Annotated in this window: 14 protein-coding genes; 9 read left to right on the forward strand and 5 right to left on the reverse strand. The window is 66.4% G+C overall.

Annotated features, from left to right (window positions below; all coding sequences use genetic code 11):
* The first annotated feature begins 1 nt into the window (after position 1).
* From kdpB to ACYVII_RS08055, 5 genes are all read left to right on the forward strand, one after another.
* On the forward strand, positions 2–2,161 hold the full coding sequence (gene kdpB, locus ACYVII_RS08035; RefSeq protein WP_460533698.1) for a potassium-transporting ATPase subunit KdpB: 2,160 nt from the start codon (positions 2–4) through the stop codon (positions 2,159–2,161).
* A 58-nt stretch (positions 2,162–2,219) separates the two neighbouring features.
* Positions 2,220–2,864: a potassium-transporting ATPase subunit C gene (gene kdpC / locus ACYVII_RS08040; protein ID WP_460533701.1), complete on the forward strand. Its 645-nt coding sequence runs from the start codon at positions 2,220–2,222 to the stop codon at positions 2,862–2,864.
* A 10-nt stretch (positions 2,865–2,874) separates the two neighbouring features.
* Entirely contained in the window at positions 2,875–5,451 is a 2,577-nt protein-coding gene (locus ACYVII_RS08045; RefSeq protein ID WP_460533704.1) for an ATP-binding protein, read from the forward strand.
* A complete protein-coding gene (locus tag ACYVII_RS08050) occupies positions 5,448–6,134 on the forward strand; it encodes a response regulator transcription factor KdpE (RefSeq protein ID WP_460533707.1) in 687 nt (228 codons plus the stop codon). Before ACYVII_RS08045 ends, ACYVII_RS08050 begins: the two co-directional genes overlap by 4 nt.
* A gap of 65 nt (positions 6,135–6,199) precedes the next feature.
* On the forward strand, positions 6,200–6,517 hold the full coding sequence (locus ACYVII_RS08055) for a hypothetical protein (RefSeq protein WP_460533710.1): 318 nt from the start codon (positions 6,200–6,202) through the stop codon (positions 6,515–6,517).
* 175 nt (positions 6,518–6,692) lie between these two features.
* On the opposite strand, the gene ACYVII_RS08060 is transcribed toward ACYVII_RS08055, so the two are convergent.
* A complete protein-coding gene (locus tag ACYVII_RS08060; protein WP_460533713.1) occupies positions 6,693–7,286 on the reverse strand; it encodes a TetR/AcrR family transcriptional regulator in 594 nt (197 codons plus the stop codon).
* A 111-nt stretch (positions 7,287–7,397) separates the two neighbouring features.
* Between ACYVII_RS08060 and ACYVII_RS08065 the strand changes: the two genes are divergently transcribed.
* Together ACYVII_RS08065 and ACYVII_RS08070 are read left to right on the forward strand one after the other, a co-directional pair.
* Positions 7,398–8,153, forward strand: a complete 756-nt coding sequence (locus tag ACYVII_RS08065) for an MBL fold metallo-hydrolase (protein ID WP_460533716.1) — start codon at positions 7,398–7,400, stop codon at positions 8,151–8,153.
* Between the two features lie 186 nt (positions 8,154–8,339).
* Positions 8,340–8,822: a sugar O-acetyltransferase gene (locus tag ACYVII_RS08070; RefSeq protein ID WP_460533718.1), complete on the forward strand. Its 483-nt coding sequence runs from the start codon at positions 8,340–8,342 to the stop codon at positions 8,820–8,822.
* Between the two features lie 47 nt (positions 8,823–8,869).
* Here ACYVII_RS08070 and ACYVII_RS08075 read toward each other — a convergent pair whose 3' ends face one another.
* A complete protein-coding gene (locus tag ACYVII_RS08075) occupies positions 8,870–10,933 on the reverse strand; it encodes an FtsX-like permease family protein (protein ID WP_460533720.1) in 2,064 nt (687 codons plus the stop codon).
* A 355-nt stretch (positions 10,934–11,288) separates the two neighbouring features.
* Between ACYVII_RS08075 and ACYVII_RS08080 the strand changes: the two genes are divergently transcribed.
* On the forward strand, positions 11,289–11,519 hold the full coding sequence (locus ACYVII_RS08080; protein WP_460533722.1) for a hypothetical protein: 231 nt from the start codon (positions 11,289–11,291) through the stop codon (positions 11,517–11,519).
* A 46-nt stretch (positions 11,520–11,565) separates the two neighbouring features.
* Here ACYVII_RS08080 and ACYVII_RS08085 read toward each other — a convergent pair whose 3' ends face one another.
* From ACYVII_RS08085 to ACYVII_RS08095, 3 genes are all read right to left on the reverse strand, one after another.
* Positions 11,566–12,276, reverse strand: a complete 711-nt coding sequence (locus ACYVII_RS08085) for an ABC transporter ATP-binding protein (RefSeq protein WP_460533724.1) — start codon at positions 12,274–12,276, stop codon at positions 11,566–11,568.
* A gap of 131 nt (positions 12,277–12,407) precedes the next feature.
* On the reverse strand, positions 12,408–13,007 hold the full coding sequence (locus ACYVII_RS08090) for a PadR family transcriptional regulator (protein ID WP_460533726.1): 600 nt from the start codon (positions 13,005–13,007) through the stop codon (positions 12,408–12,410).
* 362 nt (positions 13,008–13,369) lie between these two features.
* Positions 13,370–14,281 carry an alpha/beta hydrolase gene (locus tag ACYVII_RS08095; RefSeq protein ID WP_460533728.1) on the reverse strand — a complete coding sequence of 304 codons (912 nt, stop codon included), beginning with the start codon at positions 14,279–14,281 and terminating at the stop codon, positions 13,370–13,372.
* An 85-nt stretch (positions 14,282–14,366) separates the two neighbouring features.
* Here ACYVII_RS08095 and proS point away from each other — a divergent pair, with 85 nt between their 5' ends.
* The gene (proS, locus tag ACYVII_RS08100) at positions 14,367–15,788 is read left to right on the forward strand and encodes a proline--tRNA ligase (RefSeq protein WP_460533730.1); all 1,422 of its coding nucleotides are present in this window, start codon (positions 14,367–14,369) and stop codon (positions 15,786–15,788) included.
* Positions 15,789–15,805 lie beyond the last annotated feature (17 nt).

A 15,805-nucleotide genomic window follows, 5' to 3' on the forward strand; every position in this document is an offset into this window, starting at 1 on the left:
CATGAGTGACGAAACGACCATCGTCGAACCCGAGACCGTTGCGCCACGGCATCCTGGCGAAGGCAAGACGCGCGGCGGCGCATTCAACGCTCGTCAGCTTCTCACGAGCCTCCCGGATGCCCTCCGCAAGCTGAACCCGCGCGAGCTGTGGCACAACCCGGTGATGTTCATCGTGGAGGTGGGCGCCGCGCTGACCACCGTGCTGGCCATCGCGCAACCCTTCCTCGGCCAGCAGGTCTCGGGTGGTACGACGACGTCGGTGGCATTCACGTGGTGGATCGCCGTATGGCTCTGGCTGACGGTCGTGTTCGCCACCCTCGCCGAAGCGGTCGCCGAGGGGCGGGGCAAGGCGCAGGCTGCCAGCCTGCGAGCAACCCGCACCACGACCAGTGCGTATCGCGTCGTCGATTACAGCGAGGACGATCCTGGTGCTCTGCATGCCGCCACGGCCCGGGTCGCGTCGGCGGAGCTGAAGCTCGGTGACATCGTCGTCGTCAGTGCCGGTGACCTGATCCCTGGCGACGGCGACATCGTGTGGGGCATCGCCTCGGTCGACGAATCGGCGATCACCGGTGAATCGGCGCCAGTCGTGCGCGAGTCGGGCGGCGATCGGAGCGCGGTCACAGGAGGCACACGAGTGCTGTCCGACCGCATAGTGGTGCGCATCACCTCCAAGCCGGGCGAGACGTTCGTCGACCGGATGATCCACCTCGTCGAGGGCGCGAGCCGGCAGAAGACGCCGAACGAGATCGCACTCGAGATCCTGCTTGCCAGCCTGACCATCGCCTTCGTGGTCGTGGTACTCATCCTGGGACCGGTGGCCGGGTTCGCTCACGCGACACCGTCCGTACCGGTTCTCGTCGCGCTCCTCGTCTGCCTCATCCCCACGACCATCGGAGCGCTCTTGTCCGCCATCGGCATCGCCGGCATGGACCGGCTGGTGCAGCGCAACGTGCTCGCCATGTCGGGTCGAGCCGTTGAGGCGGCCGGGGACGTGACCACGCTGCTGCTCGACAAGACCGGAACCATCACGTACGGAAACCGGCAGGCGAGCGAATTCGTCCCGGTCGCAGGCACAGCCGTCGACGATCTCGTGGATGCGGCCGCACTGGCCTCGCTCAGCGACCCGACCCCGGAGGGATCCTCGGTGGTCGCCCTGGCGACATCGGTGGGACGCACGCCGCCGGCGTCGGTGGCGGGCGACGTCGTACCGTTCACAGCCCAGACCCGCATGAGCGGGGTCGACCTGACCGACGGACTGCTGATCCGCAAGGGCGCTGCGAGCGCCGTGATCGGCTGGGCGAGGCAGGGGTCTCCCGTCGAGCCCGCCGTGGTCGCCGAGCTCGACCAGGTGGTGGAGCGGATCTCGCAGTCCGGCGGCACACCGCTCGCTGTCGCGACACGCGTCGCAGAGGGCACGACGAGCATCCTCGGCGTCATCCACCTCAAAGACGTCGTCAAGACGGGACTGGTCGAGCGGTTCGCCGACATGCGGCGCATGGGCATCCGCACCGTGATGGTGACGGGCGACAACCCCCTGACCGCGAAGGCGATCGCGGACGAAGCGGGTGTCGACGACTTTCTCGCGGAAGCCACGCCCGAGGACAAGCTGGCGTTGATCAGGAGGGAGCAGGAGGGCGGAAAGCTCGTCGCCATGACGGGAGACGGCACGAACGATGCGCCCGCACTCGCCCAGGCCGATGTCGGTGTCGCCATGAACACCGGAACGTCGGCCGCGAAGGAGGCCGGCAACATGGTCGACCTCGACTCCGACCCGACCAAGCTCATCGACATCGTCTCGATCGGCAAGCAGCTGCTCATCACCCGTGGCGCTCTGACCACGTTCTCGATCGCGAACGACGTAGCCAAGTACTTCGCCATCATCCCGGCCATGTTCGTCGGCGTGTTTCCCGGACTTCAGGTGCTCAACATCATGCGGTTGCACTCGCCGTCGTCCGCGATCCTCTCGGCCGTGATCTTCAACGCGATCATCATCGTCGCCCTCATACCGCTCGCCCTTCGCGGCGTGCGGTACCGGCCGGCGGCTGCCTCGCAATTGCTCGGACGGAACCTGCTGGTGTACGGGCTGGGTGGCATCGTCGTGCCGTTCATCGGGATCAAACTGATCGACCTGGCTGTCTCACTGATCCCCGGGTTCTGATGCAGATACCGAACTCGACCTCTGCGCCGAACCAATTCCCAGACCAAGGAGAACCGCAATGAGCCCCGCCCTTCGCGGCACCGGTAGGCAGTACTGGGTCGCCGTCCGAGCCATGATCGTGCTCACCGTGGCGCTGGGCGTCGTGTACCCCCTCGTCCTGACCGGCATGGGGCAGCTGACCATGCCGCGGCAGGCGAACGGGTCGCTCGTGCGAGTCGGCGCCGAGACGGTCGGATCGAGCCTCATCGGCCAGTCGTTCACAGACGCTAAGGGCCGGGCGCTGCCCCAGTGGTTCCAGTCCCGGCCCTCCGCAGCGCTCACCTCCGCGGGCGCGGGCTACGACGGCAACGCGTCGAGCGCCAGCAACCTCGGACCGAACAATCCGGAACTGACCAACGAGATCGAGCAGCGCAGGGCCTCCATCGAGAAGCTGGACGGTGCGGATGCCACGAGCATCCCGCCCGACGCGCTGACGGCATCCGCCTCGGGTCTCGATCCGCACATCAGCCCTGCCTACGCGCTGCTTCAGGTTCCCGCCGTGGCCAAAGCTCGAGGCATCCCGGAATCCGAGGTGGAAGCGCTGGTGAAGTCTAGGATTCAGGGGCGGGATCTCGGTTACCTCGGTCAGCCGACGGTGAACGTGCTGCAGCTCAACCTGGCGCTGTCGAAGATGGATCCGGCGGGGGACAAGGCCTTCAGATGATCGGGTCGGCATGACGACAGGCAGACTGCGTGTGCTGCTCGGTGCGGCGCCGGGCGTCGGCAAGACGTACGCCATGCTCGAGGAGGGCAGGCGCCTTGCGGAGGCCGGCAAAGACGTCGTGGTGGCGGTCGTGGAGACGCACGGCCGCGCGGCGACCGCGGCCATGCTCGAGGGCCTCGACGTGGTTCGCCGCCGCAGCGTGGGGTATCGCGGCGTGACGCTCACCGACCTCGACCTCGACGCCGTGCTGGCCAGGCGTCCCGAAGTGGCGCTCGTCGACGAGCTCGCCCACACGAACGCCCCAGGGGGCAGGCACGACAAGCGCTGGGAAGACGTGCAGGAGCTTCTGGATGCCGGCATCACCGTCATCTCGACGGTGAACATCCAGCACATCGAGTCGCTGAACGACGTTGTGGAGCAGATCACGGGGATCGGCCAGCAGGAGACGATTCCGGATGCCGTGCTGCGCGCCGCCGATCAGGTCGAGGTGGTCGACCTCGCGCCGCAGGCGCTGCGCGACCGCCTCGCCGAGGGGCTCGTGTATCCGGCAGCGCGGGTGGATGCCGCGCTCTCGAACTACTTCCGGCTCGGCAACCTCACGGCGCTGCGCGAGCTCGCCCTGCTCTGGCTCGCAGACGAGGTGGACAGCGCCCTGCAGACCTACCGCCGCGAGCACGGCATCGAGGGCAAATGGGAGGCGCGCGAGCGGGTCGTCGTCGCGCTCACCGGCGGTCCGGAGGGCGAGACCCTGCTGCGCAGGGGCGCGCGCATCGCGGCGCGTTCGAGCGGTGGCGAACTCCTCGCCGTGCACGTGGTGAGCGACGACGGACTGCGGGAGCGGCATCCGCGAGCCCTCGCCGAGCAGCGGGCGCTCGTGGAGAAGCTGGGCGGCGCGTACCACGAGATCGTCGGGTCGGACATCCCGGCAGCTCTCGTCGAGTTCGCGAAAGCGGTCAACGCCACGCAGCTCGTGATCGGGGTCTCCCGGCGGTCGCGGCTGCTCGCGTTCCTCACCGGTCCCGGCATCGGGTCGACGGTGATCAGGGCATCCGGCGACATCGACGTGCACATCGTCTCGCACGCGGCGGCGGGCAGCCGTCAGCTCGTGCTCCCGCGGGCACGCGGCGCGCTCAGCGTGCGGCGACGGGTGTACGGATTCGTGCTCGCGCTGGCCGGAGGCCCGTTGCTGAGCTGGCTCCTCTGGCTGTTCCGCAGCCCGGATGCCCTGGCCAGCGACGTTCTGGCGTTTCAGCTGCTCGTCGTCGTGGTCGCGCTCGTCGGAGGCATCTGGCCCGCACTGTTCGCCGCCGTGCTCTCCGGCCTCACGCTGGACTACCTCTTCGTGGCACCGATCTACACCATCACGATCGCGCAGCCCGTGCACCTGCTCGCGTTGCTGCTCTATGTCGTCGGCGCAGCCCTCGTGAGCTTCGTCGTCGATCAGGCCGCGAGGCGCACGAGGGCGGCACAGCGCTCGGCGGCGGAGTCCGACGTGCTCGCGACGGTCGCCGGCGGCGTCATCCGCGGCGAGGACGCCGTGCATGCCCTCGTGCAACGAGCCCGCGAGGCGTTCGGGCTCAGTCGCGTGCGACTGCTCGACGACGACGGCACGGTTCTTTCGGAGGAGGCGGGGCATTCGGAAGGCACGGAGCCGGAGGAGGCGCTGCCGCACCAGGCCGATTCGACCGAGGTGCACCAGGCGCGCACTGTCGAGCGCGTAGGGGAGCGCGGAACGCTGGAGCTCTACGGAGCGGAACTCACGGCATCCGATCGCCGCGTGCTCTCCGTGATCGTGACGCAGTTGGATGCCGCGCTCGAGCATCGCGAACTCAGCGAGACCGCGAGCGAACTGAAGCCGTTGGCCGAAACGGACCGCGTGCGGTCGGCGCTTCTGGCGGCCGTCGGCCATGATCTGCGCCGGCCGCTCGCCGCAGCGACTGCTGCCGTAACGAGTCTGCGCTCTCCGCAGGTCGAGTTGAGCGCACTCGACAGGGATGCCCTGCTCGAGACAGCGAAGGACAGCCTCGCGAACCTCGACGCGCTCGTCACGAACCTGCTCGACGTCTCACGGGTGCAGGCCGGCGTGCTCGGCGTCTCGTTGCGCAGGGTGGATATCGAGGACCTGCTGCCGCCTGTGCTCGAGGAGCTTTCGGCGCCACCTGGCAGCGTGGAGCTCGATGTGCCGGAAGGAACGCCTGCGGTGATGGCCGATCCGGTGCTTCTGCAGCGTGTGCTGGTCAACCTGCTGGCCAACGCGCTGCGCTACTCTCCGCACGGGAGCCCGCCGCGGATGAGCGTCAGCGTCTTCGGCGACGAGGTGCAGGTACGCATCGCCGACAGCGGCACCGGTGTGCCCGACGAACACAAAGAGGCCATCTTCCAGCCGTTCCAGCGCGAGGGCGATACCGACAACACGACCGGAATCGGTCTGGGACTCGCGCTCTCCAAAGGCTTCGTCGAGGGAATGGGCGGTACGCTCACGCCCGAAGACACACCGGGCGGCGGGCTCACCATGGTGGTCGCGCTGCCCCTCTTCACGCGCGCCGGGGAGCCGGCCGGCCAGCACTCTGCGGAAGGACCCCGATGAAGATCGTCGTCGCCGACGATGACCGGCAGATCCTCGGTGCGCTGCGCATCATCCTCTCCGCACGCGGATACGACGTGACCATCGCCGCGGACGGCAAGCAGGCGCTCGACCGGGTGATCGACGACCACCCGGAGCTGGTCATCCTCGACCTCGGCATGCCGGGTCTCGACGGACTGGCCGTGATCGAGGCGATCCGCGGCTGGAGCACCGTACCGATCCTGGTGATCTCCGGCCGCACCGATTCGGCCGAGAAGGTGGAGGCGCTCGACCGGGGTGCCGACGACTACGTGACGAAGCCGTTCGCGACGGACGAGCTGCTGGCGCGCATCCGTGCTCTGGTGCGACGGATGCCGGCAGCCGACGAGCAGCCTCGCGTGGAGTTCGCCGACGTGCTCGTCGATCTCGCCGGGCGCAGGGTCACCAGGGGCGGACATCCGGTGCGGCTCACACCCACCGAGTGGCAGATCCTGGCGTTGCTGGTGCGCAACCCGGACCGCCTTGTCACCCGGGAGGCGATCCTCACCGAGGTGTGGGGACCGCACCACACCTCGGACTCCGGCTATCTCCGCCTGTACCTGGCCCAGCTGCGCAAGAAGCTGGAGCCCGAGCCGTCTCGTCCGCGTTTCCTGATCACCGAGGCGGGGATGGGCTATCGGTTCCTGCCGGCCGGTCAGCAGGAGTAGACGCCGAACCGATCCGGGTCCAGACTCGTACCCTGGAAGCACCGAGACCCGATCGGAGGTGCACGATGGCCGAAGGTGACGGCAGCGGGCGCGCCGATGCCCGGCCGCGGACGATCGCGCGGGGTGTCGCGAAGGCGTCTATGACGCTCGACGAGGCGCTGCGCATCGAGCAGCAGCTCGAACGCGGGTCGCTCGACCTCTCGCTTCCCGGCACGAGCGACATCGTCGCCGAGGCGCACCGGGTGCGGCTGAAGGCCGAGCTGTGGGGAGCGGATCGCACCGACGACCGCCGTCGTCAGGCCAAGGGAACGGTCCTCGTGGTCTGCGCCTTCGTCGTGATCACGATCGTCGGCCTGGTCGCCTGCCTCGCGGTCGCCGTCTGATACCGGGGGTGTGCGAGCGCGCGATCACCTCACGCCCCCGTGGCGGGCGGAGCCGATTCCCGAACCCAGCTTCGCATCGTGTCGATCCACCACGGCGAACAGAGCTGTGATTCCCACCAGCAGGCACATTCCGACGGTGTGTACTCTCAGCGTCGGCGTCGTGTCGGCGACCGGCTCAGAGCGACCCTAACTGGTCGAATGCGGCGTTAGCCTCGGCTCCGAGCCGGTCGGGGCTCGTCGCCCGGCGGCGGGCTACCTGATAGCAGGCCAGTGCGACCAGGCCTGCGAACACTGCCGTCGGCTCACTCGTGCCACGACCTACGAGAAGTTCAGCAAATCGATCGGCGATCAGCTGCGTTTTCAGGGCATCGTGCGCGCGTAGTTCAAGGTGCTTTTCGACCAACTCGTAGTGCAGTGCATAACCGTCGATGTTGTCGCTTGCGTAAGCACAAAGTGCGACGACGATAGCCCGCAGTTGCTCGACTGCCTCCGCGGCGGTGCGGGCTGGCGCCACGGCCTCGCCCGCCGCGAATTGGGTGATCCGCTCGAGAATGTCCTCCTCGTGTGCGAACACGACCTCGGCCTTGTCTCCGAAATAGCGAAAGAACGTGGTGCGTCCCACATCGGCGTGGGCCGCGATGTCCGTCACGGAGACATTGTCGTAGCCTTTCGCGGCGAAGAGCTCGTCCGCGGCTTGGATGATGCGCTGGCGGGCGAGACGTCGCTTGCGCTCCCTGAGGGACTCGCCATTGGGCCTGGTTTGCGACACGGCCTGAGACTACACGGAAACGGTATGCGGAACCATTCGGAACTGCGTATGCTGTGGTACTGAGTACCAAATGGACCGGATGCCTGCCGCCTGCAAAGTAGAGGAACCGTCATGGCCGAGTCGCTCGCGATCACCCGCGTCACCCACAGCTGCCACCTGATCGAGATCGGAGAACTGACGGTGCTCACAGACCCGTGGTTCTCACAGAAGACCTTCTACCACCCCGGCGAGCCCATCGCCTTTCAACCGGAGGAACTGCCACACCTCGATGCTGTCGTGATCAGCCACGAGCATTACGACCACTGCGACCTCGACGCGTTCAAGCGATACCCGGACCAGGACGTACCGATGATCGTCGCCGGCCCGGTTGTCGAGAAGGCGCGGAAGGCAGGCTTCACGAACGTCACTCCACTCGAGGCGTGGGAGAACACGAACGTCGGTGACCTGACTTTCCATGCAGCGCCAGGTGAGCACGGGGTCTACGAAGTCACGTATGTGATCGCAGGCGGCGGCCGCAGCGTCTACTTCGCCGGCGACACCCTCTTCACGTCGGAACTGCGCACCTTGCCCGACCGTTTCGGTCCCCTCGACGTCACCCTGCTCCCGGTCAACGGTCTCCACATACGGATGGCGGGAAACAAGCAGGTCGTCATGAACGCCGAAGAAGCCGCCGAACTCACGTCCGTTCTGCACCCCAAGTTGGCAATCCCGCAGCACTACGCGTTCACAGCCGGCCTCATCGGCGATCGCCTCATCCTCAAGAGCGACAAAGACCCGGCGCTCTACGTCGATGCCGCCCGTCGTCTGGTCCCGGACGTTCCCATCACTGTGATCAAGCCAGGAGAACGCCTGGTTGTTCCAGCGTGAAGTAGTGGCGAGATGTTCGCAGGCGCATGCGTGCGCAGGCGCACGCGTTTCTTCTGTCGACGGTCCCGCGCCCAGGTGAAGCATCCGTTGAGCGCGGTGTCATCATGAGAGACGATGCGAAATGAACGGCTGATCCCCAGGCGCACTCCCGAATCGCGCGCCGTGGTCGAGAGGGTCCAGCTTGTCATGGACCTGACCTCGCGTCTGAACGTGCTGCGTCACAACGACATCGAGGGGCGCACCGCTCTTCTCAGCGAGATCCTCGGCAGGCCCGTACCCGAGACACTCACTGTGTACCCGCCGTTCTACTGCGACTACGGGCTGGGCCTCGAGTTCGGCGATCATGTGTTCGTGAACCAGAACTGCGCGTTCTACGACCTCGGCGGAATCACCATCGGCGACCGCTCCATGATCGGTCCGGGCGTCGCGCTCAGCACCGCCGGGCACCCTGTTGAGCCGGGGGAGCGGTTCGACGGCATCACCGTCGCGCCCATCGTGATCGAATCCAACGTCTGGATCGGGGCGAACGTGACCGTGACCCCCGGGGTGCGCATCGGTTCCGGTTCAGTCATCGCAGCGGGCGCCGTCATTGCAAAAGACGTCCCAGCCAACTGCGTCGTCAGCAGCAACGGATACGTCAAGCGCCGAGACCTCACCGCCGCGCCTTAGGCCCGATGTTGTAGGGGGTCCTCGCCGGGCGTGAGGTGACGCCGTATTCAGGTGATGGCGGTACGGCGCATGAGGTTGGGAGTTCGAAGCCGAGCGAGCCATGCTGCTGCCGCGATGAGCAGCGGAAGCGCCATGCTGAGGCTGGCGATGAGCGACCACGGGATGTCAGCAGCATGGAGTGTCTGCGCGTACAAGGTGACTGCGATAGCGGGCGAGATTCCTATGGCGGCGCCGATGATGGATCCGCTGCCGACTATCAACAGTGCCTGTGCACCGTGTACCCGACGTCGTACTGCGCCGGCTCCTCCGACGGCGGCGAGTGTTGCGTCGTCGCTGCGCCGTTCCACCCGTGACAGTCCTAGGCAGATAACGCTGGCGCCGATGACGAGCGCGCCGGCGACCGCTGCGATTAACTCCAGCCACGGCTCGGTGGGCGCGGGTCCACGCTCGACCTGGACGTGAAGGCCACCGTCGCCGGAGAACACCTTTTCGGCGGCTGCTGTCATGGCGTCCTGTTGCGCCATTGTTGGTGGCTTCGAAAAGCGAGCCACGATGGTGTCCGGTCGAGTTGTGATTCTCAATCGTTTCGCGGTCTCGGGCGCTATGAGCATGGCCGCATTCGCGTATGTGTAGGTTCGAACGATCGTTGGGACGACCGTGGCGGTTGCTTTCGAACCGTTGGGCTTTTGTGGGCTGTCGGCCGTGGTACGGACGATAGCTACGTTGCCGTCGCGTGTCTCGGCTGGGAGTGTGACGATCGCCGCGCCGTTCCGGTATCGCTGCCGCTCGGCCGCACTCAGCTGAACGCCGACCGTGGTTCCGAGTTCGTCGACGTCTATGACGGCGATCGTCCCGTATGCGGACCAGCCGGCGAATGATGCGGAGCATTGGCCGTGGCACGCCAAGCCGGCACTGAACGCGTGCTGCTGGGGGTTGAGCAGCTTGCCGGTGGTCGGGTCGTAGTTCGGAGCGAGTGGAGTGTTGATTTGCCCGATGCGGGTTGCTCCCGCGTCGCGGACGATTCGTCTCGCTGCAGTGACGAGCTCAGCGTCTTGTTTTGTGGTGTCGGAGTGTGGTCCGGAGTTCAGTTGCACCGCGGCGCTGTTCAGCGGGCCTGCCCAGCTGTAGTCGCGCGCATTCGCGGCACCGGAGGCAGATGCTAGCGAGAGGGCGAGTGTCCCTATGCAGACGCTGACGGCGATGCTCGCCGCGGCGGGAACGATCCGGGACGGGTTGGCAGCAGTGTCGCGGCGGGCCAGTCGCAGCGCGACTCCCGAGCGTGAGCACAGTCGGGCGAGTCCGGTGAGGAGCCAGTGTCCGCTGAGCATGACGCCGATAAGGAGTGCCAGGGGTCCTGCGGCAAGAAGCGCCGTGAAGGCGAGCTCCTCTGCGAGGCTGAGGGCGTGATCGGACTGGCGTGCTTGTCCGACGTATTGCCCATAGATAAGGCTCCCAGCTGTGGCCAGTAGTCCGACGATGAGGAGACCTCCACCCCACGGGGGCATCGACCTGGCGAGTCGCATCGGCCGGCGTGCGCCGCGCAGCGCGCTCAGACTGTCTCCGCGTGTGGCAGCGCGTGCCGGGAAGAATGCTGAAATCAGTCCGACCACGACGGCGAACGCCGCGATAGTTGCGAGGAAGCCTACGGGTACATGGAAGCCGTAGTTTCCGCGCCACGCGTTCCATGGTTCGCCGTGATCAGTCAGAGCCAGAGCCGATGCTGCTAGACCGATCCCAGCACCGGTGCCAAGCAAGGCACCCCCGATGCCGAGCACGGCGCCTTGCAGTAGCACGACGAGGAACAGGTCGCGGCGAGTAGCGCCGACGCTGGCCGTCACCGCAAGGGAGCGCTGCTGCCGACGGGCGCTGACAGACATCGCAGCCCCAGCGAGCAGTGCGACCAGTGCGGCTAGGAACGCTCCGCCGGCGCCCAGGATGACGAACAGACTCTGGTAAGAGGTGATCTGAACTGGCAGCGCGCCGGGTGGCGGGTTGAGTATGAGGTTGCGGCCGAGCACGCCGTAACCTGCATGAACGAGGCGGGTGAACTGCGAGTAGGTCGGCTGCCACCCGGTCAGGAACCACGTCGTTGCGGTCCCTGCGTCAGTCAAAGGCAGTATGCCGCTCGGAACGAAGAGTTCGTCCTGGGTCGGGTAGAGCGTGGGTGTGAGGGTTCCCGTGATTGTCAGTGAAGGCCCATCGTGCGCGAGCCGGACGGTGCCTCCGATGTGAGTGCCCAGGCGTTGCATTAGATGTGGGGAGACCATGGTCTCGTGCTCGTCCATCGGTGTCCGACCGGTTGAACGGTAGGCACCGTCGAGCGACCGGTCCCATGCGGCACCTTCGGTCACCGAGATTTCGCCGACACCAGTAGCCGTCTCTACCTCAACCGAGGAGGCTTGAAGAGTAATGACGTGCGCGGAGGTGGGAACCATGGCGGGCATGGCGCCGGGTGGATGTCCCTGCATGATCCCGGACGTCACCGTGCCGAAATCGTCGATGTACTGGGCCCTTTTTCGGTCAGGTGGACTCACCGGCGTGATGCGGGCATCCGATCGCCCCAGCTGCATCGTCACCGTCTGCTGGGGAGTGGGCTGGTGGCTGGCGAAGAACACCAGGCAGGCCCCACTGGCAGCGATCGGTAGGGCGATGAGCGACGCGATCAGGAATGAGGTGCGTGGCGTGCGAGTGACTTGACGGGTGGCCAGCCGAAGGACTGCAAGAAGGCGAGGGATGAATGACATCAGTGCCTCGAAGCCAGCAACGCTGTCTCAGGGTCGTCGCGTCGAGTTTCATCAACGATCCGACCGTCACGGAGGAACAAGATGCGGTCGGCCCAGGCAGCGTGCCGAGGCTCATGCGTGACAAGGATCGCGGCTGCGCCCGCGTCCACGCGGGAGCGAATCAGTCGCAGAACGGACTCTCCAGTCGCGGAATCCAGCGCCCCAGTCGGTTCGTCCGCGAGGATGAGCCTGCGTCCACCGACAACGGCCCGCGCGATGGCGATCCGCTGCTGCTGACCGCCGGAAAGGTCGTCAGGATAGGCGTCGGCCCGCTCGCGAAGACCAACTTCCGACAATGCCTCGTCTGCCGCACGCCTCGCTGCACGGCGGCCGATACCGTCCAACTCCAGCGGAAGTGTGATGTTCTCAACGGCGGTGAGGGTGGGAATGAGGTTGAAGTCCTGGAAGACGAACCCCAGCGAACGACGGCGCAGCCTGGCCAATGCACTAACCCCGAGTGAGGAGAGGTGTTCGCCTTCCACGATCACCTCACCGGAGGTCGGCTCCTGGAGCCCGCCGGCAATGGACAGCAGAGTCGACTTGCCAGACCCGGAAGCACCCATCACAGCCACCAGCTCCCCTGGCGATACGTCGAGGTCGATTCCGCAGAGTGCACTCACCGCAGTCTCGCCATGCCCGTACTGACGGGTGACGCCAATCAATCTGAGCACGCTTGCGCTATCGGAACCAGACGGCTGCGTCGCTTGCTCCGCGGTGCGCGTCAGACGATCGTTCCATTTCTCTAGGCGCACAACATCTCGGTCGCGATAGCCCTCCGGCTGCTCACGAGCATCGTGTCGACTCATGGCTGCATCACCGACTTCGAAGGCCGGCCCCGCCGCGGACGCTCGGTCGCAAGACCAATCTCGCGGTCCGATCGCGGACGGGCGCGCAACCGGTCCTCGATATGGTCGAGCCACCGTACCTCCGCCTCAGTAGCGAAGATCATTGAATCAACGACGAGTGACCACGCCAGCTCCTCAGCGACGTCAGCGGATGATCCCGCGTACTTCGCCCGATTCAACTCCTGCATATGCCGGAGTGAAGCCGTGCGTTGAGCCTGAATGACAGCCGCGACATCCACGCCGGGCAGAGTCGCCGCGATCGCAAGCTTGATCGCCAACTCGTCCCGAGTCCCGGTGCCCCGTTCCACAGGTGAAGACAGCCATGCCGCCACTTCGGCGTGTCCGTCCTCTGTGATCTCCCAATACACCCGCCCCTCCGTATCCAGATCACCGCGCATAACGAAACCGTCACGCTCGAGCCGCTCCAGCGTGTTTGAGATCTGACCCACATTCAATGACCACGTCGAGCCGGTACGTCGATCGAACTCGGCACGCAATTGGTAGCCGTAGCACGGCCCTTGATCGAGAATCGCCAGCAGGCTCATCCGGACGGACACAAGCAGCCTCCGAAAATATATTGCTCGGTAATCACTTCCCGAGAAACATATACCGCGGACTCGTCGAATCGATCAAAGACGGCCAGCGAGTTGACGCTGCGTCTTCAACGGCGGGCGCAACGCGGACAGGTACGCCGCAAAGCTTTACGAGCAGCCGCGCGACGACTATCGGCCTTGACGGGCTCTTGATGTCCAGGTCTCGGCATGCCCAGGTCTCGGCGCGGCGGAGTCGTCGATTCTCAATTCCTCAGGGGCGAAAGTGCTCGATTCCTGACGAGCACTGACAATGAGGTGCGCGGCACTCTCACTCGCCAGCGCGCGGTGCGGGTTCTAGGCGCTTCGAACCCGAGTACGCGGGGTCCCTACACAGACGCGAGCGCATCTCCAACGAAAGCGAGTTGGGCGGGAGCGAGGCGACGCCAGAACCCGGGGTCGTGGCCGCCGGCCTCTAAACCGCCCGCTGGATGCGCGGAAAAGCCGGCGACATAGTCGCGGACGTTCGGATAGAAGCCGTCGCCCGTACCACAATCAATGCGCACGGCAACGCCCGCCAAGTCGGACTGGCGGCCGAAGACGGTGTTGCGCGCGAAGTCCGCGGCGTCGTCGAAGGCACCCTTGGCGGCCTGGCCGAACGTGTGCCAGAGCGCGGGGCTCTCAACCGCGACGGCGGCGACTCGCGAGTTTCCGAGTACGCCGCCCAAGCGGAGCGCTCCGTAGCCTCCCATCGACCAGCCCATGAAAGCGACGCGATCAGCGGGTCTGGTGCGCAGGCCCCGCGCCGCAAGCTGAGGAAGCAACTCGTCGACGACCATGGCACCGGCATCCGTTCCGTCTTCCCGCGGATGCCAGTAGCCGTTTCCTCCGGCGACCGACGCCAATGCGAACGGCTTACGGGAGCGCACAGCTTGCGCGAGATAGGCGTCGAAACGCATCGAGGTAGAGAACGCGGCCCGTTGGTCGTCGCCATATCCGTGCAGAACGACAGCGACGGGCAGTTCAGCTCCGGGCTTCGTGCCCGGCGGGTAGGCGATCTCGTATCCGACCCGCCGACCGCCCATGTGCGCCGACACGAACGACCCGGCGACCACCGGACCCGCCGCGATACTCGGCACCACACCGTCCGGGCCGTCAAGGCCGAGTGCGCGGTACATGGTGGAGCGACCAGGTAGCAGATTCTCATTCACGGCGATGCCGGCGCCGGTGAGCACAGCCGCCGCGGCAATGCCGATTCCCGTTCCGAGCGCGACGCGGCGGGTAACAGGGCGCGCGGTCATGGCCACATTGTGACAGCGTTCGGCCGCCTGCCGGCTCGGACATACCCACGTGGTCCGCGGATGCCGCGCCCCATATCGTGGACCCGTGGCTCAGAACGATGTACCCGGCGTGCTTGCGTCGGTGCGCGATGACTTTCCGCGCTGGTATCAGGACGTACTGGAGAAAGCGCAGCTCGCCGACAACGGCCCGGTGCGCGGCACCATGGTCATCCGACCGTACGCGTACGCCATCTGGGAGCGGATGCAGGCCGATGTGGATGCCCGCATCAAGGCGACCGGCGCCGAGAACGTCTACCTGCCGCTGTTCATCCCGCAGTCGTATCTTGAACGCGAGGCCGAGCACGTCGAGGGCTTCAGCCCCGAGCTCGCCGTCGTCACTCACGCCGGCGGCAAGGAGCTGACGGAACCGGTCGTCGTGCGGCCCACGAGCGAGACGGTGTTCGGCGAGCTCATGTCCAAGTGGGTTCAATCGCATCGCGACCTGCCGATGCTGCTGAACCAGTGGTCGAACGTCGTGCGGTGGGAACTGCGTCCGCGCCTGTTCCTGCGCACCACCGAGTTCCTGTGGCAGGAGGGGCACACGGCGCACGCGACTGCGGAGGACGCTGCCGCGTACGCGCGGCGCATCCATCTCGGCGTGTACCGTGACTTCCTCCAGAACACCCTCGCGATCCCCGTGCTGGTCGGCGTGAAGAGCCCGAGGGAGCGCTTCGCCGGAGCGATCAACACCATGACCTGCGAGGCGATGATGGGCGACGGCAAGGCACTCCAGATGGCGACGAGCCACGAACTGGGCCAGAACTTCGCGCGGGCCTTCGACATCCGGTACACGGATGCTTCCGGCCACGTTCAGACATGCTGGACGACCTCATGGGGTTCCAGCACGCGCATGATGGGCGGTCTGATCATGTCGCACGGTGACCAGGCCGGCCTCCGTGTTCCGCCGAGCATCGCGCCGATCCAGGCCGTGGTGGTCGCGGTGAAAGACGATGAGCGCACGGTGACCGCGGCGTCCGCCGTCGCCGACGAACTGGCGGATGCCGGCGTGCGCGTGCGCCTGGATGCCCGCAGCACGCCGGGTTTCGGCCGCCGGGTCGTCGAGTGGGAACTCAAGGGCGTTCCGGTGCGCATCGAGATCGGCCCGCGCGATGTGGACGCACAACAGGCGGCGATCGCTCGTCGGGACGCGCCCGGCAAGAGTACGTGTCCGCTCGATCGCCTGAGCTCCTCCGTTCCTGCGCTGCTCGGCGCCATGCAGGCGGAGCTGTTCGAGCAGGCGGCGAACCGACTCGCCGACAACACCGTTGACGTCCGCACCGTCTCGGATGCCATCGCCGCCGCCGCGACCGGGTTCGCACGGATTCCATACTCCGTGCTCGGCGAGGCCGGCGAAGACGAATTGGCCGACAACGCGATCACCGTGCGCTGCCTGCAGACCGAGCAAGGCGGCCTTCCGGAAGCCCACACCGACGAGAACCTCTTCGCCGTCGTGGCAAGGAGTTACTGAGTAGCCCGAGTCATCGA

It is taken from the genome of Humibacter ginsengiterrae (genome assembly GCF_054780115.1).